Annotated in this window: 18 protein-coding genes; 11 read left to right on the top strand and 7 right to left on the bottom strand. The window is 65.8% G+C overall.

The features are described 5' to 3' along the window. The first annotated feature begins 25 nt into the window (after positions 1-25). Together otsA and M3I53_RS00160 are read left to right on the top strand one after the other, a co-directional pair. Positions 26-1,432 carry an alpha,alpha-trehalose-phosphate synthase (UDP-forming) gene (gene otsA, locus M3I53_RS00165; protein ID WP_254313994.1) on the top strand — a complete coding sequence of 469 codons (1,407 nt, stop codon included), beginning with the start codon at positions 26-28 and terminating at the stop codon, positions 1,430-1,432. A gap of 287 nt (positions 1,433-1,719) precedes the next feature. Continuing rightward, a complete protein-coding gene (locus tag M3I53_RS00160; protein ID WP_254313993.1) occupies positions 1,720-2,787 on the top strand; it encodes a glycosyltransferase family 4 protein in 1,068 nt (355 codons plus the stop codon). Between the two features lie 23 nt (positions 2,788-2,810). Here M3I53_RS00160 and M3I53_RS00155 read toward each other — a convergent pair whose 3' ends face one another. From M3I53_RS00155 to M3I53_RS00145, 3 genes are all read right to left on the bottom strand, one after another. Further along, positions 2,811-3,398: a YSC84-related protein gene (locus M3I53_RS00155; RefSeq protein ID WP_254313991.1), complete on the bottom strand. Its 588-nt coding sequence runs from the start codon at positions 3,396-3,398 to the stop codon at positions 2,811-2,813. 127 nt (positions 3,399-3,525) lie between these two features. Further along, the gene (locus M3I53_RS00150; protein ID WP_254313990.1) at positions 3,526-3,969 is read right to left on the bottom strand and encodes a hypothetical protein; all 444 of its coding nucleotides are present in this window, start codon (positions 3,967-3,969) and stop codon (positions 3,526-3,528) included. A 307-nt stretch (positions 3,970-4,276) separates the two neighbouring features. Beyond that, positions 4,277-4,597, bottom strand: coding sequence for a PsiF family protein (locus tag M3I53_RS00145; RefSeq protein ID WP_254313989.1), 321 nt, complete (start codon positions 4,595-4,597; stop codon positions 4,277-4,279). Between the two features lie 204 nt (positions 4,598-4,801). On the opposite strand from M3I53_RS00145, the gene M3I53_RS00140 reads away from it, so the two are divergent. Continuing rightward, positions 4,802-5,098, top strand: a complete 297-nt coding sequence (locus M3I53_RS00140) for a YciI-like protein (RefSeq protein ID WP_254313988.1) — start codon at positions 4,802-4,804, stop codon at positions 5,096-5,098. 52 nt (positions 5,099-5,150) lie between these two features. Here the strand turns inward: M3I53_RS00140 and M3I53_RS00135 are convergent, their stop codons facing one another. After that, the gene (locus tag M3I53_RS00135; RefSeq protein WP_254313987.1) at positions 5,151-5,816 is read right to left on the bottom strand and encodes a phosphoribosyltransferase; all 666 of its coding nucleotides are present in this window, start codon (positions 5,814-5,816) and stop codon (positions 5,151-5,153) included. Between the two features lie 260 nt (positions 5,817-6,076). On the opposite strand from M3I53_RS00135, the gene M3I53_RS00130 reads away from it, so the two are divergent. Further along, a complete protein-coding gene (locus M3I53_RS00130) occupies positions 6,077-6,298 on the top strand; it encodes a hypothetical protein (protein WP_254313986.1) in 222 nt (73 codons plus the stop codon). Positions 6,299-6,313: 15 nt separating this feature from the next. Here M3I53_RS00130 and M3I53_RS00125 read toward each other — a convergent pair whose 3' ends face one another. After that, entirely contained in the window at positions 6,314-7,171 is an 858-nt protein-coding gene (locus tag M3I53_RS00125; RefSeq protein WP_254313985.1) for a LysR substrate-binding domain-containing protein, read from the bottom strand. A gap of 138 nt (positions 7,172-7,309) precedes the next feature. Between M3I53_RS00125 and M3I53_RS00120 the strand changes: the two genes are divergently transcribed. Together M3I53_RS00120 and phnX are read left to right on the top strand one after the other, a co-directional pair. Then, positions 7,310-8,470: a 2-aminoethylphosphonate--pyruvate transaminase gene (locus tag M3I53_RS00120; protein ID WP_254313984.1), complete on the top strand. Its 1,161-nt coding sequence runs from the start codon at positions 7,310-7,312 to the stop codon at positions 8,468-8,470. Positions 8,471-8,524: 54 nt separating this feature from the next. Next, positions 8,525-9,328, top strand: coding sequence for a phosphonoacetaldehyde hydrolase (gene phnX, locus M3I53_RS00115; RefSeq protein WP_254313983.1), 804 nt, complete (start codon positions 8,525-8,527; stop codon positions 9,326-9,328). Between the two features lie 109 nt (positions 9,329-9,437). On the opposite strand, the gene M3I53_RS00110 is transcribed toward phnX, so the two are convergent. Further along, complete coding sequence (locus tag M3I53_RS00110) at positions 9,438-9,881, bottom strand: thioesterase family protein (RefSeq protein WP_254313982.1); 444 nt, start codon at positions 9,879-9,881, stop codon at positions 9,438-9,440. Positions 9,882-10,458: 577 nt separating this feature from the next. On the opposite strand from M3I53_RS00110, the gene M3I53_RS00105 reads away from it, so the two are divergent. The 5 genes from M3I53_RS00105 (at position 10,459) to M3I53_RS00085 (ending at position 13,217) form a co-directional block, all read left to right on the top strand. Continuing rightward, the gene (locus tag M3I53_RS00105; protein WP_254313981.1) at positions 10,459-10,821 is read left to right on the top strand and encodes a hypothetical protein; all 363 of its coding nucleotides are present in this window, start codon (positions 10,459-10,461) and stop codon (positions 10,819-10,821) included. Positions 10,822-10,825: 4 nt separating this feature from the next. After that, on the top strand, positions 10,826-11,398 hold the full coding sequence (locus M3I53_RS00100; protein WP_254313980.1) for a cupin domain-containing protein: 573 nt from the start codon (positions 10,826-10,828) through the stop codon (positions 11,396-11,398). A gap of 70 nt (positions 11,399-11,468) precedes the next feature. Further along, entirely contained in the window at positions 11,469-11,912 is a 444-nt protein-coding gene (locus tag M3I53_RS00095; protein WP_254313979.1) for a PRC-barrel domain-containing protein, read from the top strand. A gap of 138 nt (positions 11,913-12,050) precedes the next feature. Then, positions 12,051-12,872 (top strand): polyphosphate kinase 2, encoded by an 822-nt coding sequence (ppk2, locus tag M3I53_RS00090; protein ID WP_254313977.1) that lies wholly within the window; start codon positions 12,051-12,053, stop codon positions 12,870-12,872. A gap of 90 nt (positions 12,873-12,962) precedes the next feature. Beyond that, positions 12,963-13,217 carry an RNA-binding protein gene (locus M3I53_RS00085; protein WP_254313976.1) on the top strand — a complete coding sequence of 85 codons (255 nt, stop codon included), beginning with the start codon at positions 12,963-12,965 and terminating at the stop codon, positions 13,215-13,217. A 109-nt stretch (positions 13,218-13,326) separates the two neighbouring features. On the opposite strand, the gene arcC is transcribed toward M3I53_RS00085, so the two are convergent. Continuing rightward, complete coding sequence (gene arcC / locus M3I53_RS00080) at positions 13,327-14,256, bottom strand: carbamate kinase (RefSeq protein ID WP_254313975.1); 930 nt, start codon at positions 14,254-14,256, stop codon at positions 13,327-13,329. Positions 14,257-14,319 lie beyond the last annotated feature (63 nt).

The following is a 14,319-nucleotide window of genomic DNA, read 5'->3' as shown; positions in this document are numbered from 1 at the left end:
GAGGGAAAGGAGGAGGAACAGCAAGATGAGCAGACTGATAGTCGTCTCGAACCGCGTCGCGACGCCGACTGAAACCAAGGGCTCGGCGGGCGGCCTCGCAGTCGGCGTATTCGGCGCGCTGAAGGACGCGGGCGGCGTGTGGTTCGGCTGGAGCGGCGACGTGGTGAGCGAGACGGTGGCGAACGCGGGGCCGACGCTCGTCGAAGAAGGCCACGTCACCTTTGCGACTGTCGGCCTCACACGCAAGGACTACGATCAGTACTACCGCGGATTCTCGAACGCCACGCTCTGGCCGGTCTTCCACTACCGCAACGACCTCGCGCGCTACGAGCGCGACGAATATGCGGGCTACCGCCGCGTGAACGCGTGGCTCGCGCACAAGCTCATGAAGCTGATCCACCCGGACGACAACATCTGGGTCCACGACTATCACCTGATTCCGTTCGCCGAGGCGCTGCGCTCGGAAGGCGTGCGCAACCGCATCGGCTTCTTCCTGCATATTCCGTTTCCTTCGCCGCAGGTGCTGCAGACCATTCCGCCCCACGACGAACTCGTCAGGTCGCTGTGCTGTTACGACCTGCTAGGCTTCCAGACCCAGAACGACCAGCAGGCGTTTCACGACTACATTGCGCGCGAGGCGCGCGGCAAGGTCAGCGAGAGCGCAGAGAATCCAGAGCACGGCGAGGTCGAGGGGTATGGCCGCAAGCTGCGCACGGGGGTCTACCGCATCGGCGTGTTTCCGGACGAGATCGCCGAGCAGGCCGCGCGTTACGAAAGCCGCCAGCACGTGCTCGACCTCAAGCAAAGTCTGGAGGGGCGCAAGCTCATCATGAGCGTGGACCGGCTCGACTATTCGAAGGGACTCGTCGAGCGTTTCCATGCGTTCGAGCAGTTGCTGGAAACGTCGCCCGAATGGCGCGGCAAGGTCACGCTCGTGCAGATCGCGCCGCCCACACGCTCGGATGTCGCGAGCTACAAGGTGATACGCGAGGAGCTGGAGCGTGAGGCCGGGCGCATCAACGGGCGCTACTCTGGCCTCGATTACACGCCGATCCGCTATCTGAGCCAGCAGTACGACCGCTGGAAACTGATGTCGCTCTTTCGCGAGTCGCAGATCGGTTATGTGACGCCCCTGCACGACGGCATGAACCTGGTCGCCAAGGAATACGTGGCCGCGCAGAATCCCAGCGATCCGGGCGTGCTCGTGCTGTCGATCTTCGCGGGCGCGGCGGCCGAACTCACGGGCGCATTGCTCGTGAATCCTCATGATGCTGCCGGCATGTCGGAGGCGCTGGAACACGCGCTCTCGATGCCGCTCGAAGAGCGCCAGGCGCGCTACCAGACCAACATGGAGGCGCTCAGACGCAACGATCTCGGCGTCTGGCGAGACACCTTCCTGCGCGACCTCGCAGCGGTCCCCCAGCAACGCTGATGGAGAGTCGGTCGTGCTCGAACGGCGGCTCGGCGCGACCGGGTTCGCCCAACCAGACGCGCTCGACCTGCCGGCCTGGAAATGGGCCGCCAGATAGCCCGGTAGGGCAAACGCAGGGGTTGTTTCGGCATGTAACACCGTATAGAAATTGAAAGACGGCCGGCACGCGCGCCCGGCTTGACGAATAATGGGCTGATTGCTGCGTCGCCGATGGCCGCCCGGACCTGGCTTAGAATGACCAGCACCGCAAGAACGGGCAACGTGGCCCCGATTCCTGGAGACACACGATGAGAATTGCGCAGATCGCCCCGCTGACCGAATCGGTCCCGCCGAAGCTCTATGGCGGCACCGAGCGCGTCGTGTCGTATATCACCGAAGCGCTGGTCGAACTCGGGCACGACGTCACGCTGTTCGCGAGCGGCGATTCGCTCACGAGCGCGAAGCTCGAGCCGGTTTGGCCACGCGCGCTGCGGCTCGACCCCGGCATCCGCGACCGCATCGCTCCGCATATGCTTCTCATGGAAATGGTGCGCCGTCAGGCCGACAAGTTCGACGTGTTGCATTTCCATATGGACTACTACTCGTTTTCGGTGTTCAAGCGCCAGGAAACGCCGTTCGTGACGACGCTGCACGGCCGTCTGGACCTGCCCGAGCAGCAGCCGGTCTTCGATACGTTCAACACCGCGCCAGTGATTTCGATCTCGAATGCGCAGCGCCAGCCGATGCCGCAGGCGCGCTGGCTGCGCACGGTCTACCACGGCCTGCCCGGGACGCTTTACACGCCGCAGCCGGTGGAGCAGCGCTATCTGGCGTTTCTAGGCCGTATTTCGCCGGAAAAACGAGTCGACACGGCGATACGCATTGCCGGGCGCTGTGGGCTGCCCATCCGGATCGCCGCGAAGGTCGACGAAGCCGACCGCGAGTATTTCGAGCGCGACATCAAGCCGTTGCTTGCGCTGCCGCACGTCGAGTACGTGGGCGAGATCAACGACAGCCAGAAGGCCGAATTCCTCTCCGGCGCCCATGCGCTGCTGTTTCCGATCGACTGGCCGGAGCCGTTCGGCCTCGTCATGATCGAGGCGATGGCGTGCGGCACGCCCGTGATCGCGTTCAATCGCGGCGCGGTGCCCGAGGTGGTGGAAGATGGCGTGACGGGCTTTATCGTCGAGGACGAAATCGGCGCCGTGGCGGCGGTGAACCGCATCGTTCGCGTTCCGCGCGCCGGCGTGCGGCACCGCTTCGAAGAGCGTTTCACCTCGCACCGCATGGCGCAAGAGTACGTGCAGGCGTACGAGGCGGTGATTCGCGCGAACAAGCGCTCGCGCTTCAAGGTGATCGATACGTCCGCGAGCTGAGCGCGCGGACGTTCGCGCTGCGCTTAGAGGTCGAGTCTCGTGATCTTCGTGCCGCCCAGCGAGAGGTCGCCGATCAGCCCGCTGTTGGTGAGCACGAAGACTTGCACGGGTTTGGTGGCCGTGGTGGTGTCGATCGAGCCGTTCGCGCCGACCTTCACGAGCGCGACCGATGCGTCGCCGCCTGCCGACCAGCCGCTCGAATTGCGGAATTTCGCCAGCGCGTCTTCGGTCATGAAAAGATAGATGACGGACTTCGACTGCACGCCGAGCGTTGCGCCGACCGAAGCCGACGACGTGCTGTAGAAGCCAACCGTGCTGCCGCCCACCCGCAGCGCGCCGTCGCCGTGTTCGCCGCCGACGCCGATGCCGGCCTGGATCACACGCGGAAACACGAGAATGCCGCGAGCCTTGCCGACCAGCTCTCGCGAGCCCGGCACGGTCTGATAGAGGCGCGAGAGGGTGGCGTCGACGTCGGAGTTGATCGACTGGGCGCGCGATGCGTTGGTCGCGGCACTGGGTGCCTGGCTGCCCGTGGTGGTGCAGCCCGAGAGTGCCGCGACGCCGACGGCAATTGCGACAGAAGCCTTCAAAAGCAAGCGAGATGCGGTCATCTTGTTCTCCGTTCTTGTTTCCGGGCGCCGCGATGTCACGGCGTCCCGTCGTTATACCCGAACGTCCCCACCCGCACTTTGAGGCTGCGCAGCACAAACGCTGCGCGCTGGAGCATGCACGACAGCGCTAGCGCTCCGGCACTGGCTTGGCCGTGGGCCGCCGCAGGGCGCGCTTCACGCCGCCGATCAGCACGCCGATCGCAAGCAGCACCGCAGCGGGCACGACCCAGTAACCGACGAATGCGTGCCACAGGTAGCCCGCGAGCGTCGTGCGCCGAACGGCGTATTCGTCGCGCGCTTCCTGCTGCCGCTGCGCATTCGCCGCGAGCACCGAGGCGGGGCAGCCGGCCGCACGGGCGGTTTCGGGCGTGCCGTGGCAGCGCAGCGGGGCGCCGGCGTGGCGCTCTGCGTCGGTGAAGGTCCAGGAGGTCAGCGCGCGCTGCAGATCCGCGCGGTTATACGCCATCTCATCTTGAACCTCGCGCACCGCGACGATCATCACCGGCACGAGCCAGAAGGTGATCACCATGAGCCAGCGGCGAAACCAGCGGTTCTTGTGTCTCCATGCCATCTGCGCCTCCGTTCGATGCCTTGGCATCAACGTCAACGCGGCAGCCCGATGGCTAATGGGTGATTGCGCGGGGAGGGGCCGCCGCTGCAGCCATCATAGGAGAAAAACGGCGCGCCCGAATGCGGGTAATGACGCAAATCCGCGCAAACCTGCACGATCTCGCATACGTCGACGAATGATTCGCACAACAGAAGACGCCGGCGCTGCAACGCACAAAACCGGCGCAAAAAAATGCGCCGCAGCAAAGGCTGCGGCGCGGATCCTGCGAGTACAAACGGGTGCGGGAAAGTGCCCGAACGCGTTTCGCTCAGCTCTTCGTCGAGAGGCACGTCTTCATGAATGCCTTGCGATCGTCGCCCTTCTTGTCGCCGGCCTGGGCGTTGCACGCCTTCATGCGCTCCTGCTGGGTCATAGTCGGAGCAGGCGCGCCGGCAGCCGAAAGGCACTGCTTCATGAATGCCTTGCGATCGTCGCCTTTCTTCTCGCCGGCCTGGGCATTGCATGCCTTCATCTTGTTCTGCTGGCTGTTCGCCGCCGGCGCCGAAGCGGGTGCGGCGGTCTGTGCGAACGCCGGCGCGGCCAGCACGCCGCCCAGCACGATTGCGGCAATGACGGATTGCATTTTCATCGTTCACTCCCTTGACTTTGGACGTTCTCAGTTGACGTGCGGCCAGCCGTAAAGTCCGGTGCGCCTCGCGCGCGCCGCCATTATGGCAAAGCCGCCATTAAAACGACGCAGCCATGGGTTCGGTTGACGCGCGCGCTGCTGCACAATGTTCGCTATCGGCCGTCGACCCCATCCGAAGCGGCCGCAACAATACGGAGAAGGCCCATGCATTACCTCTTGATGTACGAACTCGCAGACGACTACCTCGAACGCCGTACCGAACACCGGAGCGCGCATCTGAAGCTTGCATGGGCCGCCGTCGAGCGCGGCGAGCTGCTGCTAGCGGGTGCGATTGCCGATCCCGTCGACAATGCGCTGCTGCTTTTCCAGGGCGACAGCCCGGCCGCCGCCGAAGCGTTCGCGCGCGCCGACCCGTATGTGCTCTCGGGGCTCGTGAAGCATTGGCGCGTGCGGCCCTGGCAGACGGTGGTGGGTGAAGCGGCGTCGAATCCGGTGCGATAGGGCGCGACGGCAGCGGCTGTGGCAGCGGCGGCACGACCGGCGCGGCCCGGATCTAGACCTCGCCGTTCGCGTCGTCAGCCGCCGCTCGAGCCAACAGGTCGCGCACGGTGTCGTCGCTGACCTGATCGAAGTCGAGATAGAACTGGCCGACGCTGTAGAACGCCTCGGGCATACGCGCACAGACGAATTCGTCCACGGTCCCGCCGAGCCGGTCCTGCGAGCCCGCGGGGGCGACCGGCAGCGCCGCGACGATGCGCGCGGGGCCCAGCGTGGCGAGCGCGAGCGCCGCTGCCTTGAGCGACGCGCCAGTGGCCATGCCGTCGTCGACGACGACCGCCACACGGCCCGCCACCGCAAGCGGCGCACGCTCGCCGCGATAGCGCGCCTCGCGCCGGCCAAGCTCGATGCGCGCGAGCGCCATGGCACTCTGCAACTGGGCTTCGCTCACGCCGGCGCTGCGCACGAGCGCGCTGTCCACGTACTGCGCGCCGTTCGACGACAGCGCGCCCATGGCGAGCTCCGGCTGCCACGGCAGGCCGAGTTTGCACACGGGCAAGACATCGAGCGGCACCTGCAGCGCCTTCGCGACTTCATAGGCTACCGGCACGCCGCCGCGCGGGAGCGCGAGCACGATGACGTCGCGTCTGCCCGCGTAGGCCGAGAGCGGGCCGGCAAGCCAACGGCCTGCCTCGCGGCGATCGCTAAAGGGGCGTTCCATGAAGAGGTCCTCCCATCTCGTTGCCAGGCAAATGGCGGCGCAACGATGCGTTCAGTTTGCCACTCGCGGCCATACGCTGCTGTAAAAGAGGCACCCCGCCGGCCTCCACGAAGCGGCGCATTGCGCGAGCGGGCGCGCATGCCACGGCGCGCGCGATCCAATGCGGGGCGGCCCTCATTTGCATACGCGGATTTCTCGTTTGGCGCGCGCGTGTCGCCTCGCTACGATGAAGTCGCTCCCGCCACCGACGAGGTCTCGCCATGTCCGAATCCGCCTCCTTCAAGCCGCGCGTCGTCGAACCCGTCGTGCCCGACGCGCCCGACGGCCTCGGGCTCGCCGTCGAGCTGTGGCTCGCGCGCCCGGTCGACGGCATCGCGGGCCAGGCGCTGCGCATTCACCTGCGCCACGGCGCGCGCATGGAGCAGGCCGAAACGCTGCGCGATCTGCTCCACGCCGTCGGCACAGCTATCGTGGTGTCCTGACGGCCGCACCGCCGCTCAATCGAGCGAAGTGGCAAAGAGCGCGTCGAGCAGATTCGACGAGGACGTGTCGGCGAGGCGCGTGAGCGATTCGACCATACGCACCTGGCAGTCCACGAGCGGCAGCATGCGAATGCGCCGCGACTCGCCGAATTCCGCGTGCGCGATCACACCCACGCCCACGCCCTGCGCTATCGCGGTTTGCAGCGCCTCGCGGCCGTCCACGTAGAGCACGGGCTGGACCTGCAGTCCTTTACGCACGAGTTCGGCTTCGAGCAACTGTTGCGTAACCGAATGCGTTTCGCGAAACACCATGGGCTCGCACACGAGTTCCTCGTAAGTCATACGGCGCTTTTTCGCCGCGGGGCTCTCGGCGGGCACGACCGCGACCAGCGGTTCCTCGCGCAGCACCCGCACCTGTAGCCGGCTGTGCACCTGGCGCGCGGCCGTGATGGCGGCGTCGGCCTCGCTCGCGAGAACGCGGCGCATGCATTCGGTCGCGTTCGCGATCGACAGCTTGATCACGACCCCCGGATAGCGCCGCCTGAACGCGCCGATCAGCTTGATGGCGAGATCGGGCGCATCGGCGGCGAGGGCGAGTTCGCCGGATTCGAGCGCGCCTGCCGCTTCGAGCAGCCGCCGCGCGTCGCGTTCGCACCCCACCATCTGACGCGTTACCGCGAAGAGTCGCCGCCCCAGTTCCGTGAGCTCGACACCGCGAGGCCCGCGCTCGAACAGTTTGACCCCGAAATCCTGTTCGAGCCGCCGCACATGGTCCGACACGGCCGGCTGCGTGAGCGAGAGTGCCTGCGCGGCGCGTGAAAACCCGCCGTGCTCGGCGACCGCGTGAAAAGCACGCAACTGTGCGTATTGCATGTCGAAGGACTCCGGCGACAAGGGTGAAAACCGTCGATAAGCTCAGCTTATACCGACATCAATTATATCGATTTTACCGATGGTGAGCACTGCGCTACCGTATCGGAATTGACTGTCCCGACGCGCACTGGAGCCCGCATGACGATCCCCGCCGAGCCGTATCTCCTGACCCCCGGACCGCTTACCACTGCGGCTTCGACCAAGGCCGCGATGCAGCGCGACTGGGGCTCGTGGGACGCCGACTTCCGTGCCATGACCGCGCACTTGCGCGCCGCGCTGCTGCGGATCGCGGGCGACGAGCGGGGTGAATACGATTGCGTGCCGTTGCAGGGCAGCGGCAGCTATTGCGTCGAGGCGATGCTCGGCAGTTTCGTGCCGCGCGACGGCCACGCGCTCGTGCTCGCCAACGGCGCATACGGCAAGCGCATCGCCACGACGCTGCGCTACCTGGGCCGCCAGCACACCGTCCACGACACCGGCGACTACCTGCCGCCGCGCGCCGAAGCCGTCGAGCAGCTGCTGATCGCGAACCCGGGCATCACGCACGTCGTCGTCGTGCACTGCGAGACCAGCTCGGGCATTCTGAACCCGATCGAAGCAATCGCGGCCGTGACGGCCCGCCAGGGGCGCCGGCTCCTGGTCGACTCGATGAGCGCGTTCGGCGCTGTGCCGCTCGACGTGCGCACGCTGCCCTGCGACGCGTTCGTTTCCTCGGCCAACAAGTGCATCGAGGGCGTGCCGGGCTTCGGCTTCGTGATCGCGAAAAAAGCAGTCCTGAATAACGCAAAGGGCGTGAGCCACTCGCTCGCGCTCGATATCTACGATCAGTGGGACGTCATGAACCGCACCGGCCAGTGGCGCTTCACGCCGCCCACGCACGCGGTGGCCGCGTTCATCGAGGCGCTGCGCCTGCATGCGCTCGAAGGCGGTCAGCCGGGGCGTCTCGCGCGCTATGCGCGCAACCGCGACGTGCTCGTCGAAGGCATGGGCGGGCTCGGTTTCGAGCCGCTGCTGACCGAAGCCTGGCGCTCGCCCATCATCGTCACGTTCTTTTCGCCGGCCGATCCCGCATTCGACTTCGCGCGCTTCTACGAACTGATGAAGACGCAGGGTTTCATCATCTATCCGGGCAAGCTGACGAGCGTGGAGAGCTTTCGCATCGGCTGCATCGGCGCACTCGACGAGACTGTCATGCGCCGCGTCGTAGCTGCGTGCGGCGAAGCGCTGCGCACGCTCGGCGTGGCAAGCGCTGCACCCGCGCCGGTCGACCTCGGCGCACGCGAAGCGCTTGTCGCTTGATGCGCATAGATCGTCAAGACTCCAAACCATCGATTTTTTAGCAGGACGCATTCAATGAAACACGTCAAGGCAGTGATCTTCGACTGGGCCGGCACCGTGGTCGACTACGGCTCGCGCGCGCCAATGGGCGCCTTCGTCGAGACCTTCGAGCAATTCGGCGTGCCGATCACGATCGAGGAGGCGCGAGGCCCGATGGGCATGGCCAAGCGTCCGCACATCGCGGCGCTGATGGCGCTGCCGCGCATCGCGGCGGCATGGCAAGCGCACTACGGCCACGCGCCGGGCGAAGCCGATATCGACGCCGTGTACGACGTCTTCGTGCCGAAGAACGTCGCGGTGGCCGCGCAGTACAGCGACGTGATCCCGGGCGTGGCGTCCGTGACTGCCGCGCTTCGGGCCGATGGCGTACGCATCGGCTCGACCACGGGCTACACGCGCGAGATCATCGACCAGATCGTGCCGGGCGCGAAGGCGCAGGGTTTCGATCCGGACAGCATTGTCTGCACGGGCGACACGCCCGAGGGCCGGCCTTCGCCGTACATGATTTACCGCACGCTGCCGCAGCTCGGCGTTTGGCTCGCGCGCGACGCGATCAAGGTGGACGACACCGAAGTCGGCATCGAGGAGGGCATTAATGGCGGGACGTGGGCGGTGGGTGTCGCAGTGAGCGGCAACGCATTCGGCTTGACCGAGGAAGAAGTCCGCGCGCTGGCGCCCGAAGAATTCGCGCGCCGCCGCGCCGCGGCCGCGGAACGCCTGCGTGCGGCGGGCGCGCACTATGTGATCGACAGCGTCGCCGACCTGCTGCCCGTCGTGAACGAGATTGAAGCGCGGCTGGCCCGTGGAGAGCGGCCCTGAGTCCAGCTGTAGGGCATTGAGCGGGACGTTGCCAGGATCGCGCAGGCGGCCTCGCCCCTTGCGTGACCATGGGCGCCCCTGCCATTGGCCGCCCGGAGCGAACCGCGACTTAGCCGAGCGTATTGACCTGCGGAAACTTGTCGCGGAAGGCCTGCGGCATCGGCACGACCTTTTTCGCTTCGTAGTCGAAGAACACGAAGCCCGATTTCGCCATGGCGATGAGCGCGCCATCGGCCGGCCGCATGATGCGGAAGATGATGTCGCCGCCGTACCTGTTGAAATCCATGATGCCCACTTCGAAGCACAGCGCGTCGCGCGCGTAGGCTTCGGCGCGATAGGTCGTGGCGAGGTCGGTAACGATGATGCTCGTGTGCGCGTCCTTCATGTCCTCGATGCCCGCGTCGAAGAGAAAACGCGCGCGCGCCTCGGAAATCATCGAGATCATCGAATCGTTGGCGAGATGATTAGCGGAATTGATGTCGGTGACGCGCACCGTGAGGTGCGTCGAGTAATAGAACTGGTCTTCGGGAAAATTGAGCTCGATGCGGGCCATGATGCGGTGAGAGAAATGGGGACGGGCGGCGTCACTGGAGCCGTGCGCGGCGTTGGCGCTTCGCGTTGAGCAGACCGCGTCTCGGCGCAAAAGAAGAGAGGCGATGCGGCGCGAACGCATCATGCCGAGCCACCGGCTGAGCGCTGCCGCATCATGGTGGCTCGGGAGCGCTAGCGCAGCCGCTCGGGTGGCGCTTCAGGCGGCGGATCGCCTTCCGGAACGGGGGGTGGCTCGGGGTCCGGCACCGCAGGAGGTGGCGTACGATGCGGATTTTCAGGCTCCTCTGTCGGCAGATGAGCCTCGGGACCGCAGGGAACACGAGCACTGAGCGCAATAGTCGGATGCATAGACCTCTCCGGGATATGCGAAGCGAGCCCCTGATAGGGCGCCGCAGCCCCTCGGCCCCGCCTGCGCGAATCGATTTGCCCGGATGGTCGCAAACGCCGTGCCCTGCAGCGAAAGCCAGGGGCCGGTACGCGGGTTGCTGCTCCTTATTGGGCAGGGGACCTGCGCGGTCAGCTCGCGTCGACGTCGCGGTGTCCTCGCACCCGTCTCCCATCGTGATGAAGGAGGACCGATGATCAGCCACACCCCATCGACGAAGGATTTCATGGCCGGCACGCTGGCGCTGGCACTCGTCCTGGAAGGAGCAGGGACCGGCGCGGCGCTCGCGCAGGACAACACCGGCGCGGATCGGCCGACCACGGCGCCCGCCACGGAATCGAGCGGGGCGAAGGCCAACGGCGTTTATCCCGCGCCGACCCAGGGCGTCGAGCAAGGTGTGCCCGCCAGCACAGGCGCACCGACCGCGCGAACGACGCATTCCTCAAAACACACACCGCATCACGCGAAAAAGCCTGTAAAGGGCGCGGCAAAAGAAACGACAAACGGCGCGGCGAGCGCGTCGGCCGCGGCGGGCGGCAGCGATGCGAGGGAGTAAGACGATGCACGAAAATCGCGCTTTTCACCTTCCGCGCCATCTGCGCGAAAGCCGCCCGGCCCAACGCGAAAGCGGCGTCGAAACTTTCCACCTCGCCGCACACGGCTGGGTGCCGAACAACGCCCGGCTTCCAGTCATCGTCTATCGGCGCGCGCTGGCGCCGGGCGTGCAGGATCTGGCACGCGCGTTCAACGACCGCTTCGAGGCGAACGGCTGGCCGGTGCAATGGCTCGACGGCGTATTCGACTATCACCATTTCCACTCCACGGCGCATGAGGTGCTGGGCGTATTCGCCGGCACCGCCGAACTGATTCTTGGCGGCCCGGGCGGGCGTGTGCTGCGCCTGCATGCCGGGGACGCGCTGCTGCTGCCGGCCGGCACCGGTCATTGCCTCCTGTCGCTGGCCGGCGGCTTTCGGGTGGCGGGCGGCTATCCGCGCGGGCAGCAGTGGGACATCCGCCGCGACGCGCTCACGCCGGCGGAGTTGCGCGCCATGCAGGCGCTGCCATATCCGGCGAGCGATCCCCTTTACGGCGAACGTGGGCCGCTGATCGAGCACTGGCTCGCGCAGGGGTGAGCGCCCCGGGCACAGCGCTTGCATTCACGCGGTGTTCGCCGTGCATTCGCACGAGGGAGAGGGGAATACCATGACGACACAATCGAATCGCCCGCTGAGTACGCGTGAGCTGCCTTGCCGCCGCGCCTTTGCGCTCGTCGTCGCGTTCGCGTGCACGTTCGGCTGTGCGCTGGGCGTGCCGTCTGCCGCGCTCGCGCAGGGCGCGCCGCAATCGATCGCCGTGCAGCGCATGGCGACGGTGCAGTCGGGCACCGGCTTTCGCGCCTCGAAGCTCGTAGGCTCCGACGTCTACGACAATAGCGGCAGCAAGATCGGGGCGATCGACGACATCGTGCTCGAGTCGCCTAACCAGGGCGCGTTCGCGATTCTCTCCGTGGGCGGCTTCCTCGGTCTGGGCAAGCATCTCGTGGCCGTGCCGTTCAACGACCTGCGCATCGACCGCAAACAGATCGTGCTGCAGGTCGACAAGGACCAACTCAAGGCCATGCCCGAGTTCAACTACGCGCACGAATGACGCGCCAGTACGGCAAGTGTGTTTGCCGGAGGTCAAGACGGTCAGTGCCTGAGTCTAAAGTCTTATTGCGCGCCCCTCGTCCACACACCATAGTGGATAGATGCCTCGTGTGAGGCGTCTGAAGCGGGGAGCGATTCAATGGCGAAGAAAGAGGAAGTCAAGGCCGCGAGCGCAGAGATGCCGACGGAAAAGCTCAGCGAAAAGGCCTATCAAAAGGAACTGGAGCGCCTGCATGGCGAACTCGTTCGTTTGCAGGAGTGGGTGGTCCAGCAGCGCCTCAGGGTATGCATCCTGTTCGAAGGCCGCGACGGTGCAGGCAAGGGCGGCACGATCAAGGCGCTTACCGAGCGGGTCAGCCCGCGCGTGTTTCGCGTATTCGCGCTGCCTGCGCCCACGGAGCGCGAGAAGTCGCAAATGTACTTCCAGCGCTACCTGCCGCTGCTGCCCGCTGCGGGCGAAATCGTCGTGTTCGACCGCAGCTGGTACAACCGTGCGGGCGTGGAGCGCGTGATGGGCTTTTGCACGGCGGAACAGGCAACGGAATTCCTGCGCGGCGTGCCGCTCATCGAACGCGCCATCATCGACTCGGGCACGATCCTCATCAAGTTCTGGCTCGAAGTGAGCCAGAAAGAGCAGACCCGCCGCCTCGAAGGGCGCATCAATGACCCGCGCAAGATCTGGAAGCTTTCGCCCATGGACCTCCTGTCGTATAGCCGCTGGTACGACTATTCACGCGCGCGCGACGAGATGTTCGACATGACGGATACGCACGAATCCCCATGGTTCGTTGTCCGATCCGATGACAAGAAGCGCGCGCGTCTGAACGTTATCAGCCATATTTTGAACACCATTCCGTATAAAACGCTGCCGCGCGAGAAGGTCACGCTGCCCGAGCGCCAGAAGCCACAAGGCTACCGCGAGCCGGACTATCCTTACCGCTACGTGCAGGAGAGGTACTGAGCGGCATCGCGTCCGATCCGGCGCAGCTTGTCGTCGCACCGGATCAAACCACACTATCATCACGATTGAACGCTCACGAGAGGTTAGACCATGGCCGAGCTGCTGCTAGGTAATATCGACGAACACGTCACGGACGCCGAAATCAACGAATTTCTGGAGCGCTACGGTTTTCCGCCGTACGACGCGATTCAGCGCATCGAGGGGGCCGGTCGTCCCGGCGCGCTGCTCACCTTCCACGCCGCGAGCGAGGAGGGGCTGCGTAGATTGCAAGGCCGCATTAACAATCTGTTCTGGCGCGAGCACACCATCAGCGCTCAGGTCATGCCGCCGGCACGCGAGGAATAGGCGGCCACGCAAACACACAACAGGGCGCGCACCGCGGCTTCTCAACTGCGGTGCGCGCTCTGCATTTTCAGACGCCGTTTGGGCCGCCCTCGAACCGTAAAGGGCCGCCTCAGTAGAAGATCAAGCCAGGCCGCTGCGTGCTCACGCGCGTACCCGCCTTGCCCTGGGTAATCGCCACGATATCGGCCAGCGCGCCGATCACCGCATCCTTGCCGGTGTGGCGGGCGAACTCCGCGGCCGCCATGACCTTCGGTCCCATCGATCCGGCCGCGAAACCGAGCTTCTCGAGTTCGTCGGGATGCGCGCTCGCAATCGCCTTTTGTGACGGCTTGCTCCAGTCGATGTACGTGGCGTTCACATCGGTGGCGATAATGAGCACGTCGGCCTCCAACTCCTGCGCGAGAAGGGCCGAGCACAGATCCTTGTCGATCACGGCCTCCACGCCGCCCAGCTTGTGGCCTTCGCCATAGAGCGTCGGAATACCGCCGCCGCCCGCGCAAATCACGATCGTGCCGCGCTCCAGCAGCCATTTCACGGGGCGGATCTCGAAGATGTGCTTCGGCCGCGGGCTCGCCACGACACGGCGGAACTTGTCACCGTCCGGAGCGATGGCCCAGCCGCGCTCGGCGGCGAGCTTCTCCGCCTGCTCCTTCGTGTAGACCGGCCCGATCGGCTTGCTCGGATGCCGGAACGCCGGATCGTTCGCGTCCACTTCGACCTGGGTGAGGATGGTGGCGAAAGGCACTTCGTACGGCAGGAGATTGCCGAGTTCCTGCTCGATCATGTAGCCGATCATGCCCTCGGTCTGCGCGCCGAGTACGTCGAGCGGATAGCCGGGCACGTCCTTGTAGGCCTCGCCCTGAAGCGCGAGCAGGCCGACCTGCGGCCCGTTGCCATGTGCGATCACCAGTTCGTTGCCCTGCGCGATCTGCGCGATCTGAGTGGCCGCGAGGCGCACGTTCTCGCGCTGGTTCTCCGCCGTCATCGGCTCGCCGCGACGCAGCAGCGCGTTGCCGCCAAGCGCAATCACGATTCGCATGTCTGACTCCCAAGGTGGTGCGTGTCGGTGAAGCGGGGCGCATGCACCGCGTTGCCGGGTAAG

Origin of the sequence: Paraburkholderia sp. CNPSo 3272 (assembly GCF_024206495.1) — a bacterium.
In the GTDB taxonomy this organism is placed as follows: Bacteria; Pseudomonadota; Gammaproteobacteria; order Burkholderiales; family Burkholderiaceae; genus Paraburkholderia.
The sequence above is the reverse complement of the archived record's forward strand: the minus strand, read 5'-3'. Positions and strand labels throughout refer to the sequence as shown.